General features: G+C 39.9%; 16 protein-coding genes. 6 read left to right on the top strand and 10 right to left on the bottom strand.

The genetic code is table 11. The features are described from left to right. The first annotated feature begins 143 nt into the window (after positions 1–143). Positions 144–1,949, top strand: a complete 1,806-nt coding sequence (locus AC4IF5_RS11320) for a T9SS type A sorting domain-containing protein (RefSeq protein ID WP_490734556.1) — start codon at positions 144–146, stop codon at positions 1,947–1,949. Between the two features lie 109 nt (positions 1,950–2,058). Next, entirely contained in the window at positions 2,059–2,514 is a 456-nt protein-coding gene (locus tag AC4IF5_RS11315) for a DUF1801 domain-containing protein (protein ID WP_490734554.1), read from the top strand. 189 nt (positions 2,515–2,703) lie between these two features. Here the strand turns inward: AC4IF5_RS11315 and AC4IF5_RS11310 are convergent, their stop codons facing one another. The 4 genes from AC4IF5_RS11310 to AC4IF5_RS11295 all read right to left on the bottom strand — a co-directional run bounded on the left by AC4IF5_RS11310 (position 2,704) and on the right by AC4IF5_RS11295 (position 8,739). Continuing rightward, positions 2,704–3,972, bottom strand: a complete 1,269-nt coding sequence (locus AC4IF5_RS11310; RefSeq protein ID WP_490734552.1) for a TolC family protein — start codon at positions 3,970–3,972, stop codon at positions 2,704–2,706. Beyond that, complete coding sequence (locus tag AC4IF5_RS11305; protein WP_490734550.1) at positions 3,962–7,057, bottom strand: efflux RND transporter permease subunit; 3,096 nt, start codon at positions 7,055–7,057, stop codon at positions 3,962–3,964. Before AC4IF5_RS11305 ends, AC4IF5_RS11310 begins: the two co-directional genes overlap by 11 nt. 94 nt (positions 7,058–7,151) lie before the next feature. Beyond that, entirely contained in the window at positions 7,152–8,252 is a 1,101-nt protein-coding gene (locus AC4IF5_RS11300; RefSeq protein WP_490734548.1) for an efflux RND transporter periplasmic adaptor subunit, read from the bottom strand. A 4-nt stretch (positions 8,253–8,256) separates the two neighbouring features. Further along, complete coding sequence (locus AC4IF5_RS11295) at positions 8,257–8,739, bottom strand: MgtC/SapB family protein (RefSeq protein WP_490734546.1); 483 nt, start codon at positions 8,737–8,739, stop codon at positions 8,257–8,259. A gap of 479 nt (positions 8,740–9,218) precedes the next feature. Here AC4IF5_RS11295 and AC4IF5_RS11290 point away from each other — a divergent pair, with 479 nt between their 5' ends. Beyond that, entirely contained in the window at positions 9,219–10,064 is an 846-nt protein-coding gene (locus AC4IF5_RS11290) for an EamA family transporter (protein WP_490734544.1), read from the top strand. 27 nt (positions 10,065–10,091) lie between these two features. Here the strand turns inward: AC4IF5_RS11290 and AC4IF5_RS11285 are convergent, their stop codons facing one another. Further along, entirely contained in the window at positions 10,092–11,459 is a 1,368-nt protein-coding gene (locus AC4IF5_RS11285; RefSeq protein WP_490734542.1) for a sensor histidine kinase, read from the bottom strand. 11 nt (positions 11,460–11,470) lie between these two features. Further along, complete coding sequence (locus tag AC4IF5_RS11280) at positions 11,471–12,172, bottom strand: response regulator transcription factor (RefSeq protein WP_490734540.1); 702 nt, start codon at positions 12,170–12,172, stop codon at positions 11,471–11,473. Between the two features lie 100 nt (positions 12,173–12,272). Between AC4IF5_RS11280 and AC4IF5_RS11275 the strand changes: the two genes are divergently transcribed. Together AC4IF5_RS11275 and AC4IF5_RS11270 are read left to right on the top strand one after the other, a co-directional pair. Further along, positions 12,273–12,941, top strand: coding sequence for a YiiX/YebB-like N1pC/P60 family cysteine hydrolase (locus AC4IF5_RS11275; protein ID WP_490734538.1), 669 nt, complete (start codon positions 12,273–12,275; stop codon positions 12,939–12,941). 156 nt (positions 12,942–13,097) lie between these two features. Continuing rightward, positions 13,098–13,409 carry a cysteine methyltransferase gene (locus AC4IF5_RS11270; protein ID WP_490734536.1) on the top strand — a complete coding sequence of 104 codons (312 nt, stop codon included), beginning with the start codon at positions 13,098–13,100 and terminating at the stop codon, positions 13,407–13,409. A 280-nt stretch (positions 13,410–13,689) separates the two neighbouring features. Here the strand turns inward: AC4IF5_RS11270 and murA are convergent, their stop codons facing one another. Then, a complete protein-coding gene (murA, locus tag AC4IF5_RS11265; protein ID WP_490734534.1) occupies positions 13,690–14,997 on the bottom strand; it encodes a UDP-N-acetylglucosamine 1-carboxyvinyltransferase in 1,308 nt (435 codons plus the stop codon). Further along, positions 14,998–15,648, bottom strand: a complete 651-nt coding sequence (locus AC4IF5_RS11260) for a DUF4290 domain-containing protein (RefSeq protein ID WP_490734532.1) — start codon at positions 15,646–15,648, stop codon at positions 14,998–15,000. 187 nt (positions 15,649–15,835) lie between these two features. Between AC4IF5_RS11260 and AC4IF5_RS11255 the strand changes: the two genes are divergently transcribed. Beyond that, positions 15,836–17,269, top strand: coding sequence for an alpha-amylase (locus AC4IF5_RS11255; protein WP_490734530.1), 1,434 nt, complete (start codon positions 15,836–15,838; stop codon positions 17,267–17,269). A gap of 139 nt (positions 17,270–17,408) precedes the next feature. On the opposite strand, the gene AC4IF5_RS11250 is transcribed toward AC4IF5_RS11255, so the two are convergent. Further along, entirely contained in the window at positions 17,409–17,819 is a 411-nt protein-coding gene (locus AC4IF5_RS11250) for a thiol-disulfide oxidoreductase DCC family protein (protein WP_490734528.1), read from the bottom strand. 5 nt (positions 17,820–17,824) lie between these two features. Then, positions 17,825–18,292 (bottom strand): heme-binding domain-containing protein, encoded by a 468-nt coding sequence (locus tag AC4IF5_RS11245; RefSeq protein ID WP_490734526.1) that lies wholly within the window; start codon positions 18,290–18,292, stop codon positions 17,825–17,827. Between the last annotated feature and the right edge of the window lie 322 nt (positions 18,293–18,614).

Genomic DNA, 18,614 nt, shown 5'->3' with positions numbered 1-18,614 from the left:
ATTCGTTGATAACATGGATTCGAAATAATTTTAACATTTTGACTATTAATATTAGATTATTTTTTAAATAATATTGGCTTTTTGTTAAAAATAATATTTTTATATTGATATTTTTCTTAATTTTCGGCTTAAATGTGAATAAAATGACAATAAATTTATTTTCTAGAGCATTACCTGCTATCGCTCTTTTTTCAGCCTCTGCCTTGATGGCCCAAAATTTTCAAACAATGCCTGTTGCTTCAGGATATACTTCTGATGTGATCGCTAACGGAGTTGGCCCCGCTTCTGCATCTACAACAATAGATGTAGACGGAGTTTCCTATGCTTTTATATCGAGGGATTATCAGGCAACAGCAAGCAGCACGCCGCTTACTTATGGTCTTCCTGCTAATGGTACGATCAATTCAGTAGTGGCATCCACTCCGGGATTAAGTTTTCAGCTTAATGATTATTCCGGAAACAATTCCTTAAGGATTGCCAGTAACACAGCAGGCAACAATACGGGAACGATAGTATTCTCCACACCGATACCGGCTTTTAAACTGTATATGCTTTCCACCAGCGGCAGTGGGGCCTCTACAGTGGATATCATCGTTAATTTTACAGATAATACCTCACAGACTTTTACAGGACAAAGTATTTCAGATTGGTATGGAGGAAATGATTTTGCAATTCAGGGAATCGGAAGAATTCTTATAACTACCAATGGGCTGGAATCCAGTACAACCAATCCAAGACTATATCAGTCGGCTCTTACCATTGATGCTGCCAATCAGACCAAGCCTATCCAGAGTGTAACGGTTACAAAAACCAACAGTTCGGGAGTTGCTAATATTTTTGCTTTTTCAGCCGAAGCATATACAGACTGCCTGGCACCGGTATTATCAGCCACAGGAACGGTCAGCTCAAATACGGCCGAAATTTCATGGACAGATCCGGCAGGAAATCCGGGGGTAAGTTATGATATTTACTACAGCACGAGTGCTACAATTCCTAACAGTGCTACAGTTCCTAATCACTCTGATGTTGTTGGAACCTCTTATACCCTTGCCAATTTATCTCCAAGTACTACTTATTACTACTGGGTACGAACCAACTGCAGTGGAGCAACGAGTAAGAGCGCATGGTCATTTTCAAAGTCATTTACTACACTTTGCGGGTCTGTAGTGCCTTCTTATACCAATAACTTCAGCAGCTTCCCAGGCACATGCTGGGCGGCCAATCCTTCAGGGGGAACTCCAGCTACAGGACCTACGGGAACAGCCTCTTCTCCTTATTGGACACAGCGTAATTTTTTAAATACTGCGGCTAACGGACCTTCAGCATATATGAACATATATTCTGTAAACAGAACAGGCTGGCTGAAAACAGTGCCTTTTGATCTTACTGCAGGTGGATATAGAGTGACGTTCAGATATGGGGTAACGACTTATACCGGTACATCCGCATCTGCGATGGGTTCCGATGATGTTGTTCATTTTCTGGTTTCTGATGACGGAGGAAGCACATGGACAATACTGCAAACCTGGGATTCCGGTAATGCACCATCCAATACATCTAATGAATATGTCTATAATTTAACGGCCAATACAAGCGCCAATACGGTATTTGCTTTTTACGGGACTTCCGGAACAACAAATAATAACCTGGATTATAATTTTTATGTAGACGATTTTACAGTTGAATCGGCCCAGCTGAGTACTTCTGAAGTGAGTGCTTCTGCCAGGAAAGCAGCTGTACACCCAAATCCTTTTAAAGATATTCTCTATATATCTGATACCAGAGATCTGAAATCTGCGACTGTTGCAGATGTGTCAGGAAGAATAGTGAAAACTATTGACGGCCCTGCAAAAGAGCTTAATCTAAGCTCTCTGAATTCCGGATTGTATTTTGTCACTCTTTACTTTAAAGACGGATCCCTGTCTACTGTAAAGGCGATAAAAAAATAATTTTTTGAGTTAATAATTTCATGAGGCGGCTATACCAGATGTAGCTGCCTTTTTTATTTGAATGTATAACCATTTCATAAAATAATTGTATTTTAGAAAAAACTAAAATATGCAGATCCAGGCAGTTTCCATAGAAGATTATATTTCCAGGATCCCTGAGGACAGACAGGAATCTTTTAAAAAACTTTTTGATACGATCAGTAACAATTTACCGGAAGGTTTTGAAGAGAGTCCCGGCTCCGGAATGGTAGGATGGTCGGTTCCGTTGAAAACTTATCCTGCGGGGTATCACTGTACTCCCGGCAGCCCTTTACCATTCATGGGATTGGCTTCTCAGAAGAATTTTATCGCGCTATATCATATGGGGCTGTATTCCAAACCGGAACTTTTGGATTGGTTTATAACGGAATTTCCAAAACATTCGAAGAAAAAACCGGACATGGGGAAGTCCTGCATCCGTTTCAAAAAAGTGGAAGATATTCCTTTTGAGCTGATCGCTGAACTGAGCCGGAAAATGACTCCCGGAGATTGGATCAGTATTTATGAATCTCAATATAAAAAATAAATAAAGCTCTGAAATCCAATCGATTTCAGAGCTTTTTATCTAAGGAGTCCGGAGAAAATAGGATGAGGTAGATTTTGTGTTCTTAAAATCTTGACGTCATCTACTATATAACAAAACATAATAAAATTGAGGGTCCGGTTATTCTCCTGTTCTTTAGAAATTTCCATGTTCCTGCTCTCATTTTCCTTCCTAAAATTTGATATCCCAGATTCCCGCTTTACGTTCAAGTTCAATTAAAGCGATTGCATTATCTGCAAGCGCCTGATAATAGTCTTTTCTGATTCCGTTGTAGGTTCTTTGGGCATTCAGGACTTCAAGGATGGAGCTTTCCCCTCGCTTATAGCTGTAAGTAATGCCATCCAATATGCTTTTGGCTTCTGTGAGCATTCCATTATGGAATTGTTTTACTTGCTTCTGAGTGGCTGTATACTGTTGATAGGCCTGTATTACTTCTGCCTGTATGCTTTGTTCGATCAGCCGGTATTCAACCTCTGTCTGTGAGTGGGCCATTTCAGCGATTTTTAATTCTGCATTTCTTCTGTTTGAAAATTTAAGCGGAATGCTTAGTCCCAGTTTTACCGCATTGACGGTGGGTGAAGGGGCTGTTTCATTCGTGGCTTCGGTATGGCGTTCCGCACCTGCATTGATACCTAAATCGATCATGCGGTTGGCTTTTTCAAGATTGATCCGGCTTTGGGCAACCTGTGTATTTTGTCTGGCTGCCAGTAGATCTGCTCTTTCATTCAATGCATGGAGGATCAGGCCATCCATGTCAAAATCCCTGTTGAACGTATTGAAATCCCCTGCTATGTCTCTGGCTGCTATTTTGCTATCGCTGAGAAAGACCGATAGCTGGGTGAGAGCCTGCTGTTCGGCACTTTCTGCCTGGTAGACTTCATTGAGCAAGGCTGCTGCCTCCAATTTACTCTGCTTTGAAGTAACGAGTGATAGGGTTCCCAAACGGTACCGGATGCTGTCTGATTTTGCCAGTTGCAGGACATTTTGATAAGAATCCTGCTGTACTTCCAGAAGAGCTTTATATCTTAAAGCTTCGATATAGCCTATGCTGGCTTCTGCCCGGAGATTTCTGAAAAAGTCCTGCAGCTGTATTTTACTCAGTTCCGACTGGTTTTTAGCCAGATTGATTCTGGCTTTTCTTTTACCTCCCAATTCCAGGGTCCAGCCAATGGAAGTTCCATAGACATATCCCATGTTTTGACTCACTCCGTTATTGGCCGTTTCCACTTCCAGCTGAGGATCAGGAAACATGCTTGCAGTCTGAATAGCAGCTTCGGCTATACTTACATTATATTTTTGAGACGCATATCCAAGATTTTTCTTTCCAACCAGACTCAGATATTCTTCGAAAGATAAAAGCTCTTTTTCCTGTGCTTTTACCCAATCTGTTGTAATAATCAGGATTGTAATTATTATGATAAAATAAACTCTAGTTTTCATCTGTTTTCAGATTTTGTTTTTCGTTGCGATGCTCAGCCATAAAGTAAATGGCGGGCAGTACAAATAAGGTTAAAATAGTAGAGAACATCAATCCATATACGATGACTGTAGCCAGAGGTCGCTGTACATCTGATCCGATACCTGTTGCCAATGATGCCGGGAATAATCCGATTACCGCAACAGTAGCTGTCATCAATACCGGCCTGAAGCGGTCCCTTGCCCCTTTCGTCACGGCAGGCTTCAGGTCATACCCTTTCTTGCGCAGATCGTTGATGTGAGAGATCATGATCACCCCGTTCTGAATGGCAGCCCCGAATAGGGCAATAAAACCCACCGCCGAAGATACATTAAGGGACATTCCTCGTATATTGAGGGCCAGCATTCCGCCAAATAATGCCAATGGAACAATCGACATCAGTACCAAAGCCTGCCTGAAGTCTCCAAAAGCACCGTACAATAAAAGAAACATAATTGCTAAAGCCAATGGAACAATAAATGCAAGCCGGGAATAGGCCCTGTTCTGGTTTTCAAACTGACCTCCCCATTTGATCTGGTATTTTTCATGATCGTATTGAATATCTTTTTCAATTTTGTCACGTGCCTTTTTCAGGAAAGAAGAAAGATCTGTTCCTCTTAAATTCAGCTTTACCGTAAGATGCCTTTTGTTCATTTCACGGGTGATCGTACTTTCTCCGGTACTCAATTTTACCTCTGCAACCTGTGATAAAGGAATTTTGGCTCCGGAAGCCGAGGTCAGCATCAGGTTTCCGATCTTATCAGGAGTATCACGGCTATCTTCAATATAACGACAGGAGATATCATAAACCTTATTGCCGATAAAGATCTGAGAAATAGCCTTTCCTCCCAAAGCAACCTCAATAAGATCTGCCACATCCGAGACATTCAGTCCGTATTGGGCGATTTTATCCCTGTCTGCAATGATCTGCAGCTGGGGTAACGGAGGTTCCTGATCAATGGCAAGATCAGCGGATCCCGGAATCGTATTCAATGTAGATAAGACATTTTCAGCAATTCTTCGGGTTTCTTTGAAGTCTTCTCCATATACTTTTACCACCAGTTCACTGTGGGCTCCTGAGATTTTGTCCATCACCCCATCGATCATCGGCTGCGAAAAACCAACTGTGAATCCTGGCATATTTTTATAATCAGCTGCCAGTTCGTTGATCAGATCAGCTTTTGTTTTTCCGGCAGGCCATTCGCTGTAAGGCTTTATTCCGATAGAAACTTCAAAATGAGAAGCTGTCCATGGATCGGTACCGTCATCATTACGCCCTGCCTGAATCATCATGTAAGTAACTTCCTGATGTTTCAATGTCCGGGCACGCAGGGTGTCACTCATTTCTTTTGACTTAGCCAATGAAATACCGGGAGGAAGCTGTACCTGAAGCCATATGGAACCTTCATCCAGTTCGGGAAGAAAATCTTTTCCTACGGTATAGGAGAGGATTCCGGCCGATAATAGAACGATGCCCAGGGGTACAATGACCTTCTTAGGAGTCTGCATTATTTTATCAATTCTTTTTCCATAGGCATTGCTTATTTTTTCCAGCCATTTATTGTGATATATTTTCTGCGGTTTGCGGTAGATCACATAGGCCAGCCCGGGAATTAAAAGCAACGCTACTGCAAGTGCTCCCAAAAGAGCATAACCTACTGTGAATGCCATAGGTGTAAATAATTTTTTCTCAACTCTTTCAAAAGCGAACAGGGGCAGATAAGCGGTAATGATGATGATGGTAGAAAAGAAAATAGGCTTTGCCACCCCGATCACTCTTTGTGTAATTGTTCTTTCTTCCAGTGTCTCTTCTGAATTCTCCTCTCTCTTTTTCAGGATTGTTTCCAGCATAACGATGGCACCATCTACAATAATCCCAAAATCAATGGCTCCTAATGAAAGAAGATTAGCCGGGATATTGGTAAAATGCATCAGAATAAATGCAAACAGCAAGGAAAGCGGAATGGTAATGGCTACCAGCAATGCTCCCCGCCAGCTTCCAAGAAATACGATCAGGACAATAATGACTAAGACGATTCCTTCAGTAAGGGTATGGGAAACTGTGGTCAGTGTGGTTTTTACAAGATCTGTTCTATCCAGGAAAGGATGGATCTTTACACCGGGAGGAAGGATCTCGTTATTCAGTTCGTCTACGGCCTGATGAACGCCTTCCAGAACCTGCGATGGATTTTGCCCTCTCAGTAGAAGTACAATGCCTTCCACGCTTTCAGAGTAATTCCGTTTTCTGTCGGTATAGCCCAGAATCCCTTTTCTTTCCAGATTTCCATACTTTAAGGTTCCTACATCATTGAGGAAAACAGGAACGCCATTTTCGGTTTTGACTACAATTTTTCCGAGATCATTCAAATCCTTGACAAGACCTATTCCTCTGATGACATACGCCAGATTTCCACGGGGAAGCATGCTTCCCCCTGCGCTTACGTTATTTTTGGAAATAGTTTCTGTAACTTCGGATAGTGAGAGTCCGTATTGTTCCAGCTTATGGGGATCCAGTTCAATCTGAAACTGTGTGGTAATTCCTCCGAAATTGGTGACATCGGCAATTCCTGAAACCTGCTTGATCCTTGGGATGATCACAAATTTCTGCAGATCCGTCAGTTCCCGAAGGCTATGATCGTTGCTTTCGATGATATAGCGGTATATTTCGCCGATAGGAGAGGTCAGGGGATCAAGACCTGGCTGTGCATCATAAGGAAGTGTTACTTCTGTTAGTCTTTCCTGGATCCGTTGCCTTGCCCAATAGTCATCTATACCATCATCGAAGACAATGGTAATAATGGAAAGCCCAAAGGTGCTTTTGCTCCGCATCACATGCATTCCCGGAAGCCCGTTCAGAGAACGTTCCAACGGAATGGTGATCTGTTGCTCCACTTCTTCGGCAGCAAGTCCCGGAACCTGCGTCACTACCTGTGAGGTAACATCGGCTATATCGGGATATGCTTCTACGGATAGTCTGGTCCAGGAATAATAACCGAAGAATCCCAGCAAAAGGAAGAGGGCAAGCATCAGCCATCTCTTCTGTATAGAGAGTGTAAGTAATTGTTTCATAGTTCTTGATTTTGCATAAAGGAAAAAGCAGCATGGGTAAAGTTTTCGCTTTGAAGAGCCTCATACTTTATGCGTTTGCATTGTACGTTTTACATTATTTTGCATCCAGCATATAAATTCCGCCTTCGGTCATGATCATTTCTCCGGCCTTTAGTCCTGATGCTATTCTTACCATTTTCTGATCGGTTTCTCCTGTAATAACCGGACGTTTGGCAAACTGATTTTTACCCGTTCTTATCCATACATATTGAGAATTGTCCTCCTGCATCAGAGCGGTGACGGGAATCATGATTGTTTTTTCAGGAACAGTTGAGAAATTAACAGTAGCATACATGCCCGGTTTGAGTTTCCGGTCGGGGTTGTCACATTCAATAAGGACTTTTATACTCCGGGTGGCTTCATCTACAATTTCATTGATGTGATATACTTTTCCGGTGATATTCCTGTCCGGGTAGGCGCTCACCTTTACTGAAACCTGATCTCCGGTATTTACAAAACGGATGTCCTTTTCTTTCACATCTCCGGAAATCCATACTTTAGAAAGCTCTGCAATAATAATGACAGGATCTGCATCTCCTTTCAGGTATTGACCATTCACGATTCTGTTGGAAATAATTTCCCCGTTGATGGGAACCCTCACAATAAGAGGGCTTCCGATGCCTCCACCTTTACTATTGTAAACTTTAAGAGCAGAGGTTGCATTAGACAGTGAGGTCTTTTTATTTTTAAAATCTGTTTCCGCTTCATCCAGTTCTTTCTGAATACCCACGCCATGTTTTACAAGATCCTGCTGGCGCCTGTAGTTTTTCTCTGCAAGCTGTACCTCGTTCAGCGCATCCGTATAGTCTTTCTGAACCGAAAAATAATCGGAAGAAAGAATTTCAAAAAGAGGACTGTTGGCTGAGATACTTTGCCCGAGCCGGATAAAGGATCTTGTGATCCTTCCGGAAAAAGGACTGGCAATTTCTGCATAATGATTAGGGATTGCCTGAATTGTTCCGGCAGAAACCACTCCATCGCTATGTTCCTGTTCAGTTACTATTTCGGTCCTGATCTTTTTGAAAACAGGACTGTTTTCAGGAACGGTGACCAGCCCGTTTTTGAAGGTAATCTCTTCTGCCTGGCTTTTTGGAGAAGAATTGTCCTTACAGGAAGCTGTAAAGAGAATGATAATGCTTAAGATTATTTTTTTCATGACCTTAATAAAATTGAGTGCTGTTGCTGATTTTTGCTTTTGTATTGTTCTTTTTCCTGATCATGACCAGCTTTTTGCTTCGGGCATTCTTTTGAGGAGTTAAAGAGGGTCTGAGGAATATATTCGTGGAGACAATGAAGAAGACCATAATGAGTGCTTCTTTAGAGTAACCCAATGCACACAAGGCTCCTGTAGCCGCAGAACACCATAAAGTAGCTGCCGTATTGAGTCCCCGGACGGTAAGACCATCTTTCATGATTACACCACCACCGAGGAATCCTACACCACTGACGATATAAGAGGTAATTCTTCCGGCTGCATCACCACCAATCTTGATGGCTATCAAGACGAAGGCTGAGGAACCTATACAAACCAAAGTATTGGTACGGAGGCCAGCGCTTTTTTGTCGCCACTGTCTTTCGAAACCTATGCCGGCACCCAGACAGAATGCGGTCAATAATCGAAGGGTAAATTCAAATGTATTCATAACTTTTCCTGTTTTTATAAAGCTGTTCAGCTGTACGGGAAAAGCAGGTACAACTAAAGCTTTTAAGGTTGATAATTACTGTAAGGATCTGAGTCCATATGCTTTATTTTTTACTGTGCAAAAGTAAAAATGAAGTCCTTTTTTTACCGTTAGAAAAGCTTTAGAATGTTATTAGAAAACTATTAGAATTGAAATTTTTGAAAGGATTAATGAATGATCTTTTCCATTATTTAAAACAGGATGATGATTTGCAAGGATTAACCGAATGTAAGCTCTTACGAGGCTAATGATTGTTAACCTTGTCTATTATTTAATATTTCAATTATAAAGATCTTACTTTTTTTTAAGGCATAAAATCAATAAATTTGAGGAAAAACTACTTTTATATTATGGATCCCGGTTTATAATTTATAGATATGATTTTATTTACCCTGGCAGTTGATGCTTAAGAGGACTTTTATGAATTATAAATGTTACAAATGAAACAATCAAATATAGCCATACCTGCTACGCTCTTAGCGATCATTTGTGTACAGGGAGGAGCATCTATTGCCAAACAGCTTTTTCCTGCCATAGGAGCTATTGGAACTGTTACTTTAAGAATTGTACTGTCAGCTGTTTTGCTGACACTGATTAACCGACCGAAATTCCTACAGTTTACGAAGCAGAAATGGAAGTATTGCGCCTTGTACGGAATTGGCCTGGCGGCAATGAACCTTATTTTTTATATGGCCATTCAGCGGATTCCCTTGGGATTGGCGGTTACGGTAGAATTTGCTGGACCTTTATTTCTTGCTTTGGCGCTTTCCCGGAAATTATTGGATGTGATTTGGGCATTACTGGCCTGTATCGGAATTTTACTTATCGTTCCATGGCAGAGTAATAATGTTGACCTGACAGGGCTTGGGCTGGCATTTCTTGCAGGAATGTTTTGGGCTGTTTATATTGTCATGGGAGGAAAGGTTTCCAAAATAATGGATGGGAAAGATGCTGTTACTACAGGAATGCTGTTTGCCAGTCTGGTGATTATTCCTTTTACCATATGGGATGGAGCTGTTTTCAACCTTACGCCGGCTATTTTTGTAAAAGGGTTGGGAGTCGCTATTTTATCAAGTGCCCTGCCTTTTTCTTTAGAAATTATGGCCCTTAAAAGGCTTCCTGCAAAGACCTTCAGTATTCTGATGAGTCTGGAACCTGCATTTGCAGCGCTTTCGGGATTAATATTTCTGGCTGAGGAGCTGACTTTTTTACAGTGGATCTCCATTGCCTGCGTAATTGCAGCGAGTATAGGAACTACAGTTTTCAGTAAAGTTTCTCATGATTAAATTCTATGTTCTTATAACATAAAAAGCTTAAACAGTCTCAATACCAAATATCACTATAAAAACAGTCTCATCATTTTCTGAGGCCACTGCAATGCCGGCATGGTGAAGATGGATAATCTTTTTTGTAAGGTAAAGCCCGATTCCATAGCCTTTTTCCTTTCTGGAGGTTTCACTTCTGTAAAAGGGTTCAAAGATATGCTGTAAATCTTCCTGTGATATGGTGATTCCGGTATTGGAGAAACTGATGTGAAGCTTTTCTTTATTCATTTTGACGTCGATAGAGCACCTGTGTTCAGGTGAATATTTACAGGCATTATCAATAAGATTATTAAATGCAACCTGCAGCAGGTATTCATTTCCCTGGATGATCAGTTCATGCTCATTAACGGTATTTTCAATATTCAGAGAGACTTTATATTCAGAATTTTCCTTGATGATTGAAGCATAAGATTCCAGGAGAACCTCATCAAGGCGAACTTCAGAGAAGCTGATTTCATTGGGATCATAGCTTGCTTTGGCAAGATCCATCAGGCTGTTGGAGAGTTTGACCATATTGCGGGCATCCTCCAATGTATACCGGATGGTCTGCTGATATTCTTCTTTGGTCTGTTCTTTTCCGGAAGCCAGTTCAAGTTCTGTGATAATCGCAGCTAACGGAGTTCTGAGCTCATGTGAAATGTTAGAGACAAAATGCTTTTGGGAATCGAAGGAATTTTCCAGACGTTCCAGCATTCCGTTGAAGTTTTGGGCGAGTTCATTCAGCTCGTCCTTTTCTCCTGTGGTTTTTAAGCGTAGCTGCAATTTTCCTGCGGTAATTTTCTTGATCTGATTCACCATTTCACTTAAAGGGCTCAGTGCCTTTTTAGAAAGAAAAATCCCCACCAGATAAGTCAGGATCAGAATGCTGATAAAAGCAATGATACTGATGGTAAGCAGGTGACTGATCGAATTGTATCCATACTGGTCATATCCGGCAGCAGTTATGATATATTCCTTGCCGTCATGAGTGTAGACCATCCCAATGGCCTGAAGATCATCAAGAAAAAAACTTATTTCCTTCTTTTTGAAGATATTGGAAAGCATTTTCGGATCTTCTTTTACATAATCTACCTTTGAATCATCATGGTAGATGAGGTTAAATTCCGGATCATAAATAGCGACCTGAACTTCATTAAGCGTTTTTGTGTTGTTTTTGTAAAGACGGTGCATTTCTTTTTCACTCAGTGTACTCTGGAAAAAAAGATTGGCCTTGGCTACCGCTTCATTTCTGAGCTGTGCATAGAAAGAGGTCTCCCGTGCTTCACTGGAAGAGTAATAGACGGCAATACCATAGAATATCATCAGTGTGGCGGTGACAAATGTAAAGAGTAAAGTAAGTCTTGTTCTGACCTTCATGCCTTAAAATGCTATTGTTGATGTTCCTCGTATCCTTTTTTTAAAATAAAACCCATTCCTGCTTTGGTATGGATCAGCTTATTTTCGAAATCCTTGTCGATTTTCTTTCGCAGATAATTGATATATACATCAATAAAGTTGGTTCCGGTATCAAAATGGGTTTCCCAGACCTTCTCAGCGATCTCACTCCGGGAAAGGACTCTTTCGGAATTTTCGAGCATAAATTTCAGCAGGTTAAATTCTTTAGGGGTCAATTTGATTGGGGTTTGGTCCCCGCTGACGGTTTTCTGATCCAGATTCATCTCAATGCCTTCATAGCGGAGAACAGAAACTTTTTGCTGTTTCTGCTGTGAAAAGCGTTTGAGAAGGACTTTAATCCTTGCTGTCAGTTCTCGCATCTCAAATGGTTTGGTCATATAGTCATCAGCTCCGGCATCAAATCCTTCCAGCTTGTCATCTGTAGTTCCTAATGCAGTAAGCATTATTATCGGAAGATCGGGCTGTAAGGTTTTGATTTCATCACAGAATTCAAGACCGTTTTTTTTAGGGAGCACAATATCGGTGACCACCAGGTCAAAATCGGTCTGTAGAGCCAACTTCATACCTGTCATTCCGTCATAGGCCACAGTCACATCAAACTCTGATTCCTGAAGTCCCTTTGCAATAAGTCTGGAAAGCCTGTCGTCGTCCTCAACTAATAGAATGTGTGGCATAAAAATGTTGAAATGTTTGGGTTGGTGTGAAGAATAGCTTAATACTCTTCACAAATGTAATGAATTCTATTTTGTAATTTTGGACTGAAACAATATTGCGATGCCTGAATTTAAAATACCTTTTAATAAAAAAATAAATAAAGCTGCTGTAGCAGGAATTCTGTTCTTTCTTACTTTGCTGCTGCTGAATTGCAGTTCTTTTCAGACGACATCTCTTAAAAATGGTGATCTTCTTTTTGTAACCGCGAAAGAAACAGGACTTTCGGGAGCCATTAATAATGTGACTCAGAAACAGAAAACAGCTTCTTTTGATCATATTGGTATTTTGGAAAAAGAAGGGAGTAAGATGTTTGTCCTGCATGCAGCACCTAAAGGAGGTTCTCAAAAGCAAGCTTTAGAGGAATTCATTAAAGATCAGAAAGATGACGGGCAGAACGTAATTGTTTATCGTTTGAAACCTGAATATCAAAAAGCAATTCCGGAAGCCCTTAAGAAGGCAAATGCAATGCTGGGTAAACCTTATAATTTCAATTATATTCTGGATGAAAATTCATATTACTGCTCAGATTTTATTGAGAGAGCTTTCAGGAATGAGCATATTTTTACATTGGAGCCGATGACATTTATTGACCCTAATACAGGAAAAACGAATACATTCTGGGAAGATTTCTATCAAAAGAAAAGCCTGAAAGTACCGGAAGGAGAGCCGGGATGCAATCCTAATGGATTAGCTACCTCAGATAAACTGGAAAGAATCAAGGAGCTTTAAAATCAGGAAAGAAGCTGATAAAGTTTCTTTTTATGTTAAATTTTAAAAAATATTAGTCTACTAATTTGGTGGACTAATATTTTTTTATATTTTTGTCACAGATTTAATGCAGAGAGCAATAAGATCTAAAAGTGTTTAACCCCAAAATGTTTAATGATGATTACACCTAATCCTGGCCTGCAGGTTTTGCAAAGCAAACTGAACCTGCCTAAAAAAGAATTGATCCTGGAAATAGAATTGAATGGCAAAATGAAATTTGAGCATTTGATGAATACGATCTACAATCAGTTGGGGATCTGCCATAGAGTGTTGTCAGCCAATGTGGAATATGTGAACGGGTATAGTTTTGGGACAGTACAATTATACATCAATGTCAATTCAGAAGATTATCAGCAGCTTGAGTTCTATCTGAATAAAAATAAACTTTTGAGTACAACAGTGGAGTATATCTGCCGTAAATATTCTTAAGAGAGATTCATATAGTTTTAATTACGAAAGTGTCCGGTTTTTTACCGGGCACTTTTATTTTGATATTTTGTTGTTAAAAACTATATAGGTTATTATAGTATCGCTGCTTATTTAGGGAAACAAAAAAGAGGCTGTCTCAAAAGTCAAATAATTCGGCTTTTGTCATTCTGACGAAGGAAGAATCTCATTGATGGTCAGTTGTTTGAGATTCTTCATTACATTGCATTTCATTCAGAATGACACTTTTGAGACAGCCTCTCTATAAGTAATAAAATAATTTTTAAATTCTTTCAATATCAGCACCAATTGCTCTTAGCCTGCCATCAATATTTTCATATCCTCTGTCGATCTGTTCGATATTGTGGATAATTGATTTTCCTTCTGCAGAAAGTGCAGCGATCAGAAGCGCATTTCCGGCTCTGATATCCGGGGAAACCATTGTTGTTCCTCTTAACGGAGCTTCCTGATTCAATCCGATTACGGTTGCTCTGTGCGGATCACATAAAATGATCTGAGCTCCCATATCAATTAATTTATCTACAAAGAATAATCTGGATTCAAACATTTTCTGATGAACAAGAATGCTTCCTTTTGCCTGGGTTGCCACTACTAAAATAATAGATAACAAATCCGGTGTGAATCCAGGCCATGGAGCATCTGAAATGGTAAGGATAGAACCGTCGATAAATTTCTGGATCTTATAATGTTCCTGAGCAGGAATATAAATATCATCATTGCTCTGCTCAAGCTGAATTCCTAATTTTCTGAATGTATTTGGGATAACTCCCAATTGGTTCCAGTTTACATTTTTGATGGTGATTTCAGATTTTGTCATGGCTGCAAGACCGATCCATGATCCGATCTCTACCATATCGGGAAGCATGGTGTGTTCTGTACCTCTGAGGTAATCTACCCCTTCGATGGTTAGAAGGTTAGAACCGATTCCGGAGATATTGGCTCCCATCCTGTTCAGCATTTTACATAACTGCTGAAGGTAAGGTTCACAGGCTGCGTTGTAGATCCTGGTTTTTCCTTTGGCTAATGCCGCAGCCATTACAATATTAGCAGTTCCGGTAACAGAAGCTTCTTCCAGTAGAATGAATTTCCCTGTAAGTTCCTTGGCTTTTAAAGAATAGAAATATTCATCTTCATCATAATTGAACGCTGCGCCCAATTCAACCAATCCCTGGAAGTGGGTATCCAATCTTCTTCTTCCGATCTTGTCACCTCCCGGAGTTGGCATATAAGCTTCTCCATAACGGGCCAGCATAGGACCCATCAGCATGATAGAACCACGCAGCTTTGCCCCATCCTTTTTGAATTCATTGGATTTGATATAGTCAAAGTTTACCTGATCTGCTTTGAAGGTATAGTCTCCCTGTCCGTTCTTGGTAACTTTTACACCAAAATCCCCCAAAATTTCAATCAGTCTGTTGACATCATGAATATCCGGAATATTTTTAATTCTTACTTCTTCATCGGTTAACAGAACCGCACATAAAATCTGTAGAGCCTCATTTTTGGCCCCTTGTGGAGTTATTTCACCCTGCAGTCTTTTTCCTCCTCTTATTTGAAATGTCCCACTCATTTATTTTCTGTTTTTATGATTGTTATTGTGCCTTCTCTTGTTGGGTTGGTTCTTATTATTGCTATTGCTGTTTTTGTTATTATTCCTGTTGTTATTGCTGGTATAGTAAATCTTACTCTTTTCAAGAGATTCAATTCCTGTAAGGTCTAACCTGTTTTCGGACAATTCTTTCAGGTGGCGGAAGATCACATCATCTGTCACATGTTCCTTATTATATACATTATAGGATTTCTTCATATTGTTGGCGATCACTTCGATAAGGGCTTCTTTTTCATCTCCCGCTTCCAGTTCGATTGCTTTTTCGATCAATTGAAGAATACTTTTTCCGTAAAATTTAAAGTCACCCTGAAGTTTCGGGTATTCCATCTTTTTAGGACGTTCTGCCAATTGTTCTCTGGTAGGGAACGGATAAGGCGATTCCACATCCAGGTCATACTCTGCCAGAATAAAAAGATGATCCCAAAGTTTATGTTTATAATTTTCTTCGTCGCGAAGTTGCGGGTTTCTCTGACCCATAAAATCGATGATTGCCATAGCCATTTCGTTCCTTTCTTCTTTGGAAGGAAGTTCTTTGCAGCGCTCAACCAACTGTTGTATAATTCTGCCGTATTCTGGCATATGAAGCTGAGTTTTTTGGGTATTGTATTCCATAGTATGCAAATATATGGATTAAAAGAAAAATTGTTTCGAGAATCTTAAAAATTTATGATTTTTTAATGAAAATTTCAAATGTCTTTCGCTTTGATTTATTATTAAAAATTAAAATATTTCTCATTGAATTGAATTTGTTTTCAATAAAATTGTAACTTGGTTGTTATATTGATAATTATATTTTACGATGAGAAAAACACATTTTTTCCTTTCCCTGCTGGCCTTAGCACTTGCTTCTTCATGCCAGAACAGTGATGAACTGATTACGGAACCTTCCAGACAGGAAGAAGTTCATGATAAAATTGTAAATGTGACGAACCACGATGGCCGGCCCTTCAGTACGGGATCAGAATCTGTAAAAGGGAAATTTGTTGCCGGACCCGGAGGAGGAGTTCTTATGCAGGGTTTTTACTGGGATGTTCCTGATGGCGGAAACTGGTGGAATACCGTGAAGGATAAGCTGACTGCATGGTCTGATGCTGGAATCGGCGCAGTATGGCTCCCTCCAGCTTCAAAAGCACAGAACGGCGCTTATTCTATGGGATATGATCCTACAGATTATTACGATTTTGGAAATTTTAATCAAAACGGGAGTGTAGAAACCCGCTTTGGCTCCAGAGCTGAACTGGAAGCGCTGATTACCAAGGCACATGCTGAAAATATGCAGGTTTATGCAGACATTGTCATTAACCATAACAGTGGAGGACAATCTGAAGCGAATCCGTATACAGGAACCAATACATGGACCAATTTTTCAGGCATTGCTTCCGGAAAATTCCCGAGGAATTATAACGACTTTTATAAAAACGCTTATGGGAACAATGATGAAGGCGCTTTCGGCGGATTCCCGGATCTGTGCCACGCGAATCCCTATGTACAGGACTGGCTTTGGGAAAGAGATGATTCTGTTGCGAAATACTACAAGAATGTCATGAAGTTTGATGGCTGGCGTTTCGACTATGTGAAAGGATTTGGCCCATGGGTCGTTAATACCTGGAATTCAAAGGTAGGAGGGTTTTCTGTGGGTGAGCTATGGGATTCGAATGTAAACACATTAGAATGGTGGGCTAATAATGCGAACAGTTCCGTATTTGATTTTGCTGCTTATTATAAAATGGATGAAGCCTTTGACAATGGAAATTTAAATGTTCTGAATGATGATATGATGTGGAAAAGAAATCCGTACAAGGCAGTGACCTTTGTCGCCAATCACGATACGGATATTATTTACAATAAAATGCCGGCATATGCTTATATTTTAACCCATGAAGGCTATCCGACCATCTTTTACAGAGATTATGAAGAATGGCTGAATAAAGAAAGACTGAATAACCTGATCTGGATTCACAACAATAAAGCTACCGGAACAACGTCTATTCTATATACCGATAATGACGAATATATTGCCAGAAGAAACGGGTATAACGGAAATCCAGGGCTGGTAGTCTATATCAATACTTCTTCAAGTTGGCAGGAAAGATGGATCCAGACCAATTGGGCCAGCCAGCAGATCAAAGATTTTACAGGAAGTTCAAGCTGGTATCCGACAACTCAGGCTGACAAATGGGTGAAAATTCAATGTGCCCCGAATTCTTATTCTGTTTGGTCACTGAATCAATAAATTACAGAGAATAAGAGCTGTGGTATCTTTATATTAAAATACTTTTTACCAGTAGGAAAGTCCTTACAGATCAATCTACAGAAACAAAAAAGACTGCTTCACATTAGGGAGCAGTCTTTGCATTTATTTGTGTAAAAAATTAAACCTGGATAAATTTCTTTTTCTGATGCTGATCCGGCAAATAACATTTCTGGTTGGCCAGTTTCATCCGGTTTCTGGAGATCATATCATAGACCTTATCACTTAAGAATGCAGGCAGAACTTTTCCAATGGCAGACAATTTATAAATACCCCCCAATAAATTGGCAATGGCGAGTACTGCCCGTGATTTTATCAAATAAAATTGACCAGGTCTCCACAGGTACATCGTGTTGAATTCTGTGGTTTTCAACCCCCTCTCGGACAAAAACTGCTGTCCGAAGTCTGATTGTAAGGAAGCAAACATGAATTTGTCCTTTTTATCCCTTTCCAGAATCCACTGAACCCAGAAATTGCAGACTCCGCAGTCTCCGTCAAAAAATACAATATTTTTGTTTTCCCAGTTTTCCATGACATTTATTTATTAAACATGATCCTTCTCTCAGTATCTTCTTTTACTCTTTTGAAATATTGAACAAGTTCTGCACGCTGCTCATCTGACAGTTTTGCATCCTGGTGTCCCAGATAATAAGATTCAAGCGGCATTTCCTTTTTCTCGATCATTTCTATACATTCTTCGATTTTATGAAGCTGTCTTTTAGGTTCATACACTGCAAAGGTAGAAAAATTTAAATGTTTTCGGCCTTCATTAATATGGTTTTTCAGAAACCATGAAGCAGGTGATATACTGGAATACCATGGATATCGGGTTTCATTGGAATGGCAGTCGTAACATGATGTTCTGATGATCTTTGCTACTTTTCCGGGAGTATTTTTAATCTTTAAAAAATCCATGCCGGGCGTAGGAGGAGGGTTGGTTTTATCGATCGGAAAAAACTGGATAATAATGAATGCTACGAGAATGACAACTAATACTTTTTTCATAGATGTTCATGTTTCTTATGATAAAGATAGCTAATTTATTTTTAGTTTGTATCGGGATCAGATTGGAGTATTATACAGGAGGCAGGAATAAAGGGAAAAGATTATTGGGAGGAATTGATGCGCTTGACAATAGAACGGGTTTCTATGAAATACTTCAATGATTATTACGATTTTAAAAAAATATCCTCTTTCGGTTTCCTCTTTCATCATTACTAAAAACGTTACTTTGAGCTATTCTAAATAAGAGGGGATATTGGTGTTTTTTGCCAGGAATCATACTAAAAATTAGTAACTTAATACCACAATTATATCGTAGACTTAG

The organism is Chryseobacterium sp. UF-290 (assembly GCF_058245615.1).
Note: the sequence above shows the minus strand (reverse complement) of the source record. Positions and strands in the feature narration are given on the sequence as shown.

Excerpts from the sequence above, each read along its gene's own strand:
- AC4IF5_RS11250 (WP_490734528.1), bottom strand. The coding sequence starts at position 17,819 with ATGGAAAACTGGGAAAACAAAAATATTGTATTTTTTGACGGAGACTGC.
- AC4IF5_RS11245 (WP_490734526.1), bottom strand. The coding sequence starts at position 18,292 with ATGAAAAAAGTATTAGTTGTCATTCTCGTAGCATTCATTATTATCCAG.
- AC4IF5_RS11320 (WP_490734556.1), top strand. The coding sequence starts at position 144 with ATGACAATAAATTTATTTTCTAGAGCATTACCTGCTATCGCTCTTTTT.
- AC4IF5_RS11300 (WP_490734548.1), bottom strand. The coding sequence starts at position 8,252 with ATGAAAAAAATAATCTTAAGCATTATCATTCTCTTTACAGCTTCCTGT.
- AC4IF5_RS11295 (WP_490734546.1), bottom strand. The coding sequence starts at position 8,739 with ATGAATACATTTGAATTTACCCTTCGATTATTGACCGCATTCTGTCTG.
- AC4IF5_RS11275 (WP_490734538.1), top strand. The coding sequence starts at position 12,273 with ATGCCTGAATTTAAAATACCTTTTAATAAAAAAATAAATAAAGCTGCT.
- AC4IF5_RS11285 (WP_490734542.1), bottom strand. The coding sequence starts at position 11,459 with ATGAAGGTCAGAACAAGACTTACTTTACTCTTTACATTTGTCACCGCC.
- AC4IF5_RS11260 (WP_490734532.1), bottom strand. The coding sequence starts at position 15,648 with ATGGAATACAATACCCAAAAAACTCAGCTTCATATGCCAGAATACGGC.
- AC4IF5_RS11255 (WP_490734530.1), top strand. The coding sequence starts at position 15,836 with ATGAGAAAAACACATTTTTTCCTTTCCCTGCTGGCCTTAGCACTTGCT.
- AC4IF5_RS11305 (WP_490734550.1), bottom strand. The coding sequence starts at position 7,057 with ATGAAACAATTACTTACACTCTCTATACAGAAGAGATGGCTGATGCTT.
- AC4IF5_RS11310 (WP_490734552.1), bottom strand. The coding sequence starts at position 3,972 with ATGAAAACTAGAGTTTATTTTATCATAATAATTACAATCCTGATTATT.
- AC4IF5_RS11290 (WP_490734544.1), top strand. The coding sequence starts at position 9,219 with ATGAAACAATCAAATATAGCCATACCTGCTACGCTCTTAGCGATCATT.
- AC4IF5_RS11315 (WP_490734554.1), top strand. The coding sequence starts at position 2,059 with ATGCAGATCCAGGCAGTTTCCATAGAAGATTATATTTCCAGGATCCCT.
- murA (WP_490734534.1), bottom strand. The coding sequence starts at position 14,997 with ATGAGTGGGACATTTCAAATAAGAGGAGGAAAAAGACTGCAGGGTGAA.
- AC4IF5_RS11280 (WP_490734540.1), bottom strand. The coding sequence starts at position 12,172 with ATGCCACACATTCTATTAGTTGAGGACGACGACAGGCTTTCCAGACTT.
- AC4IF5_RS11270 (WP_490734536.1), top strand. The coding sequence starts at position 13,098 with ATGATTACACCTAATCCTGGCCTGCAGGTTTTGCAAAGCAAACTGAAC.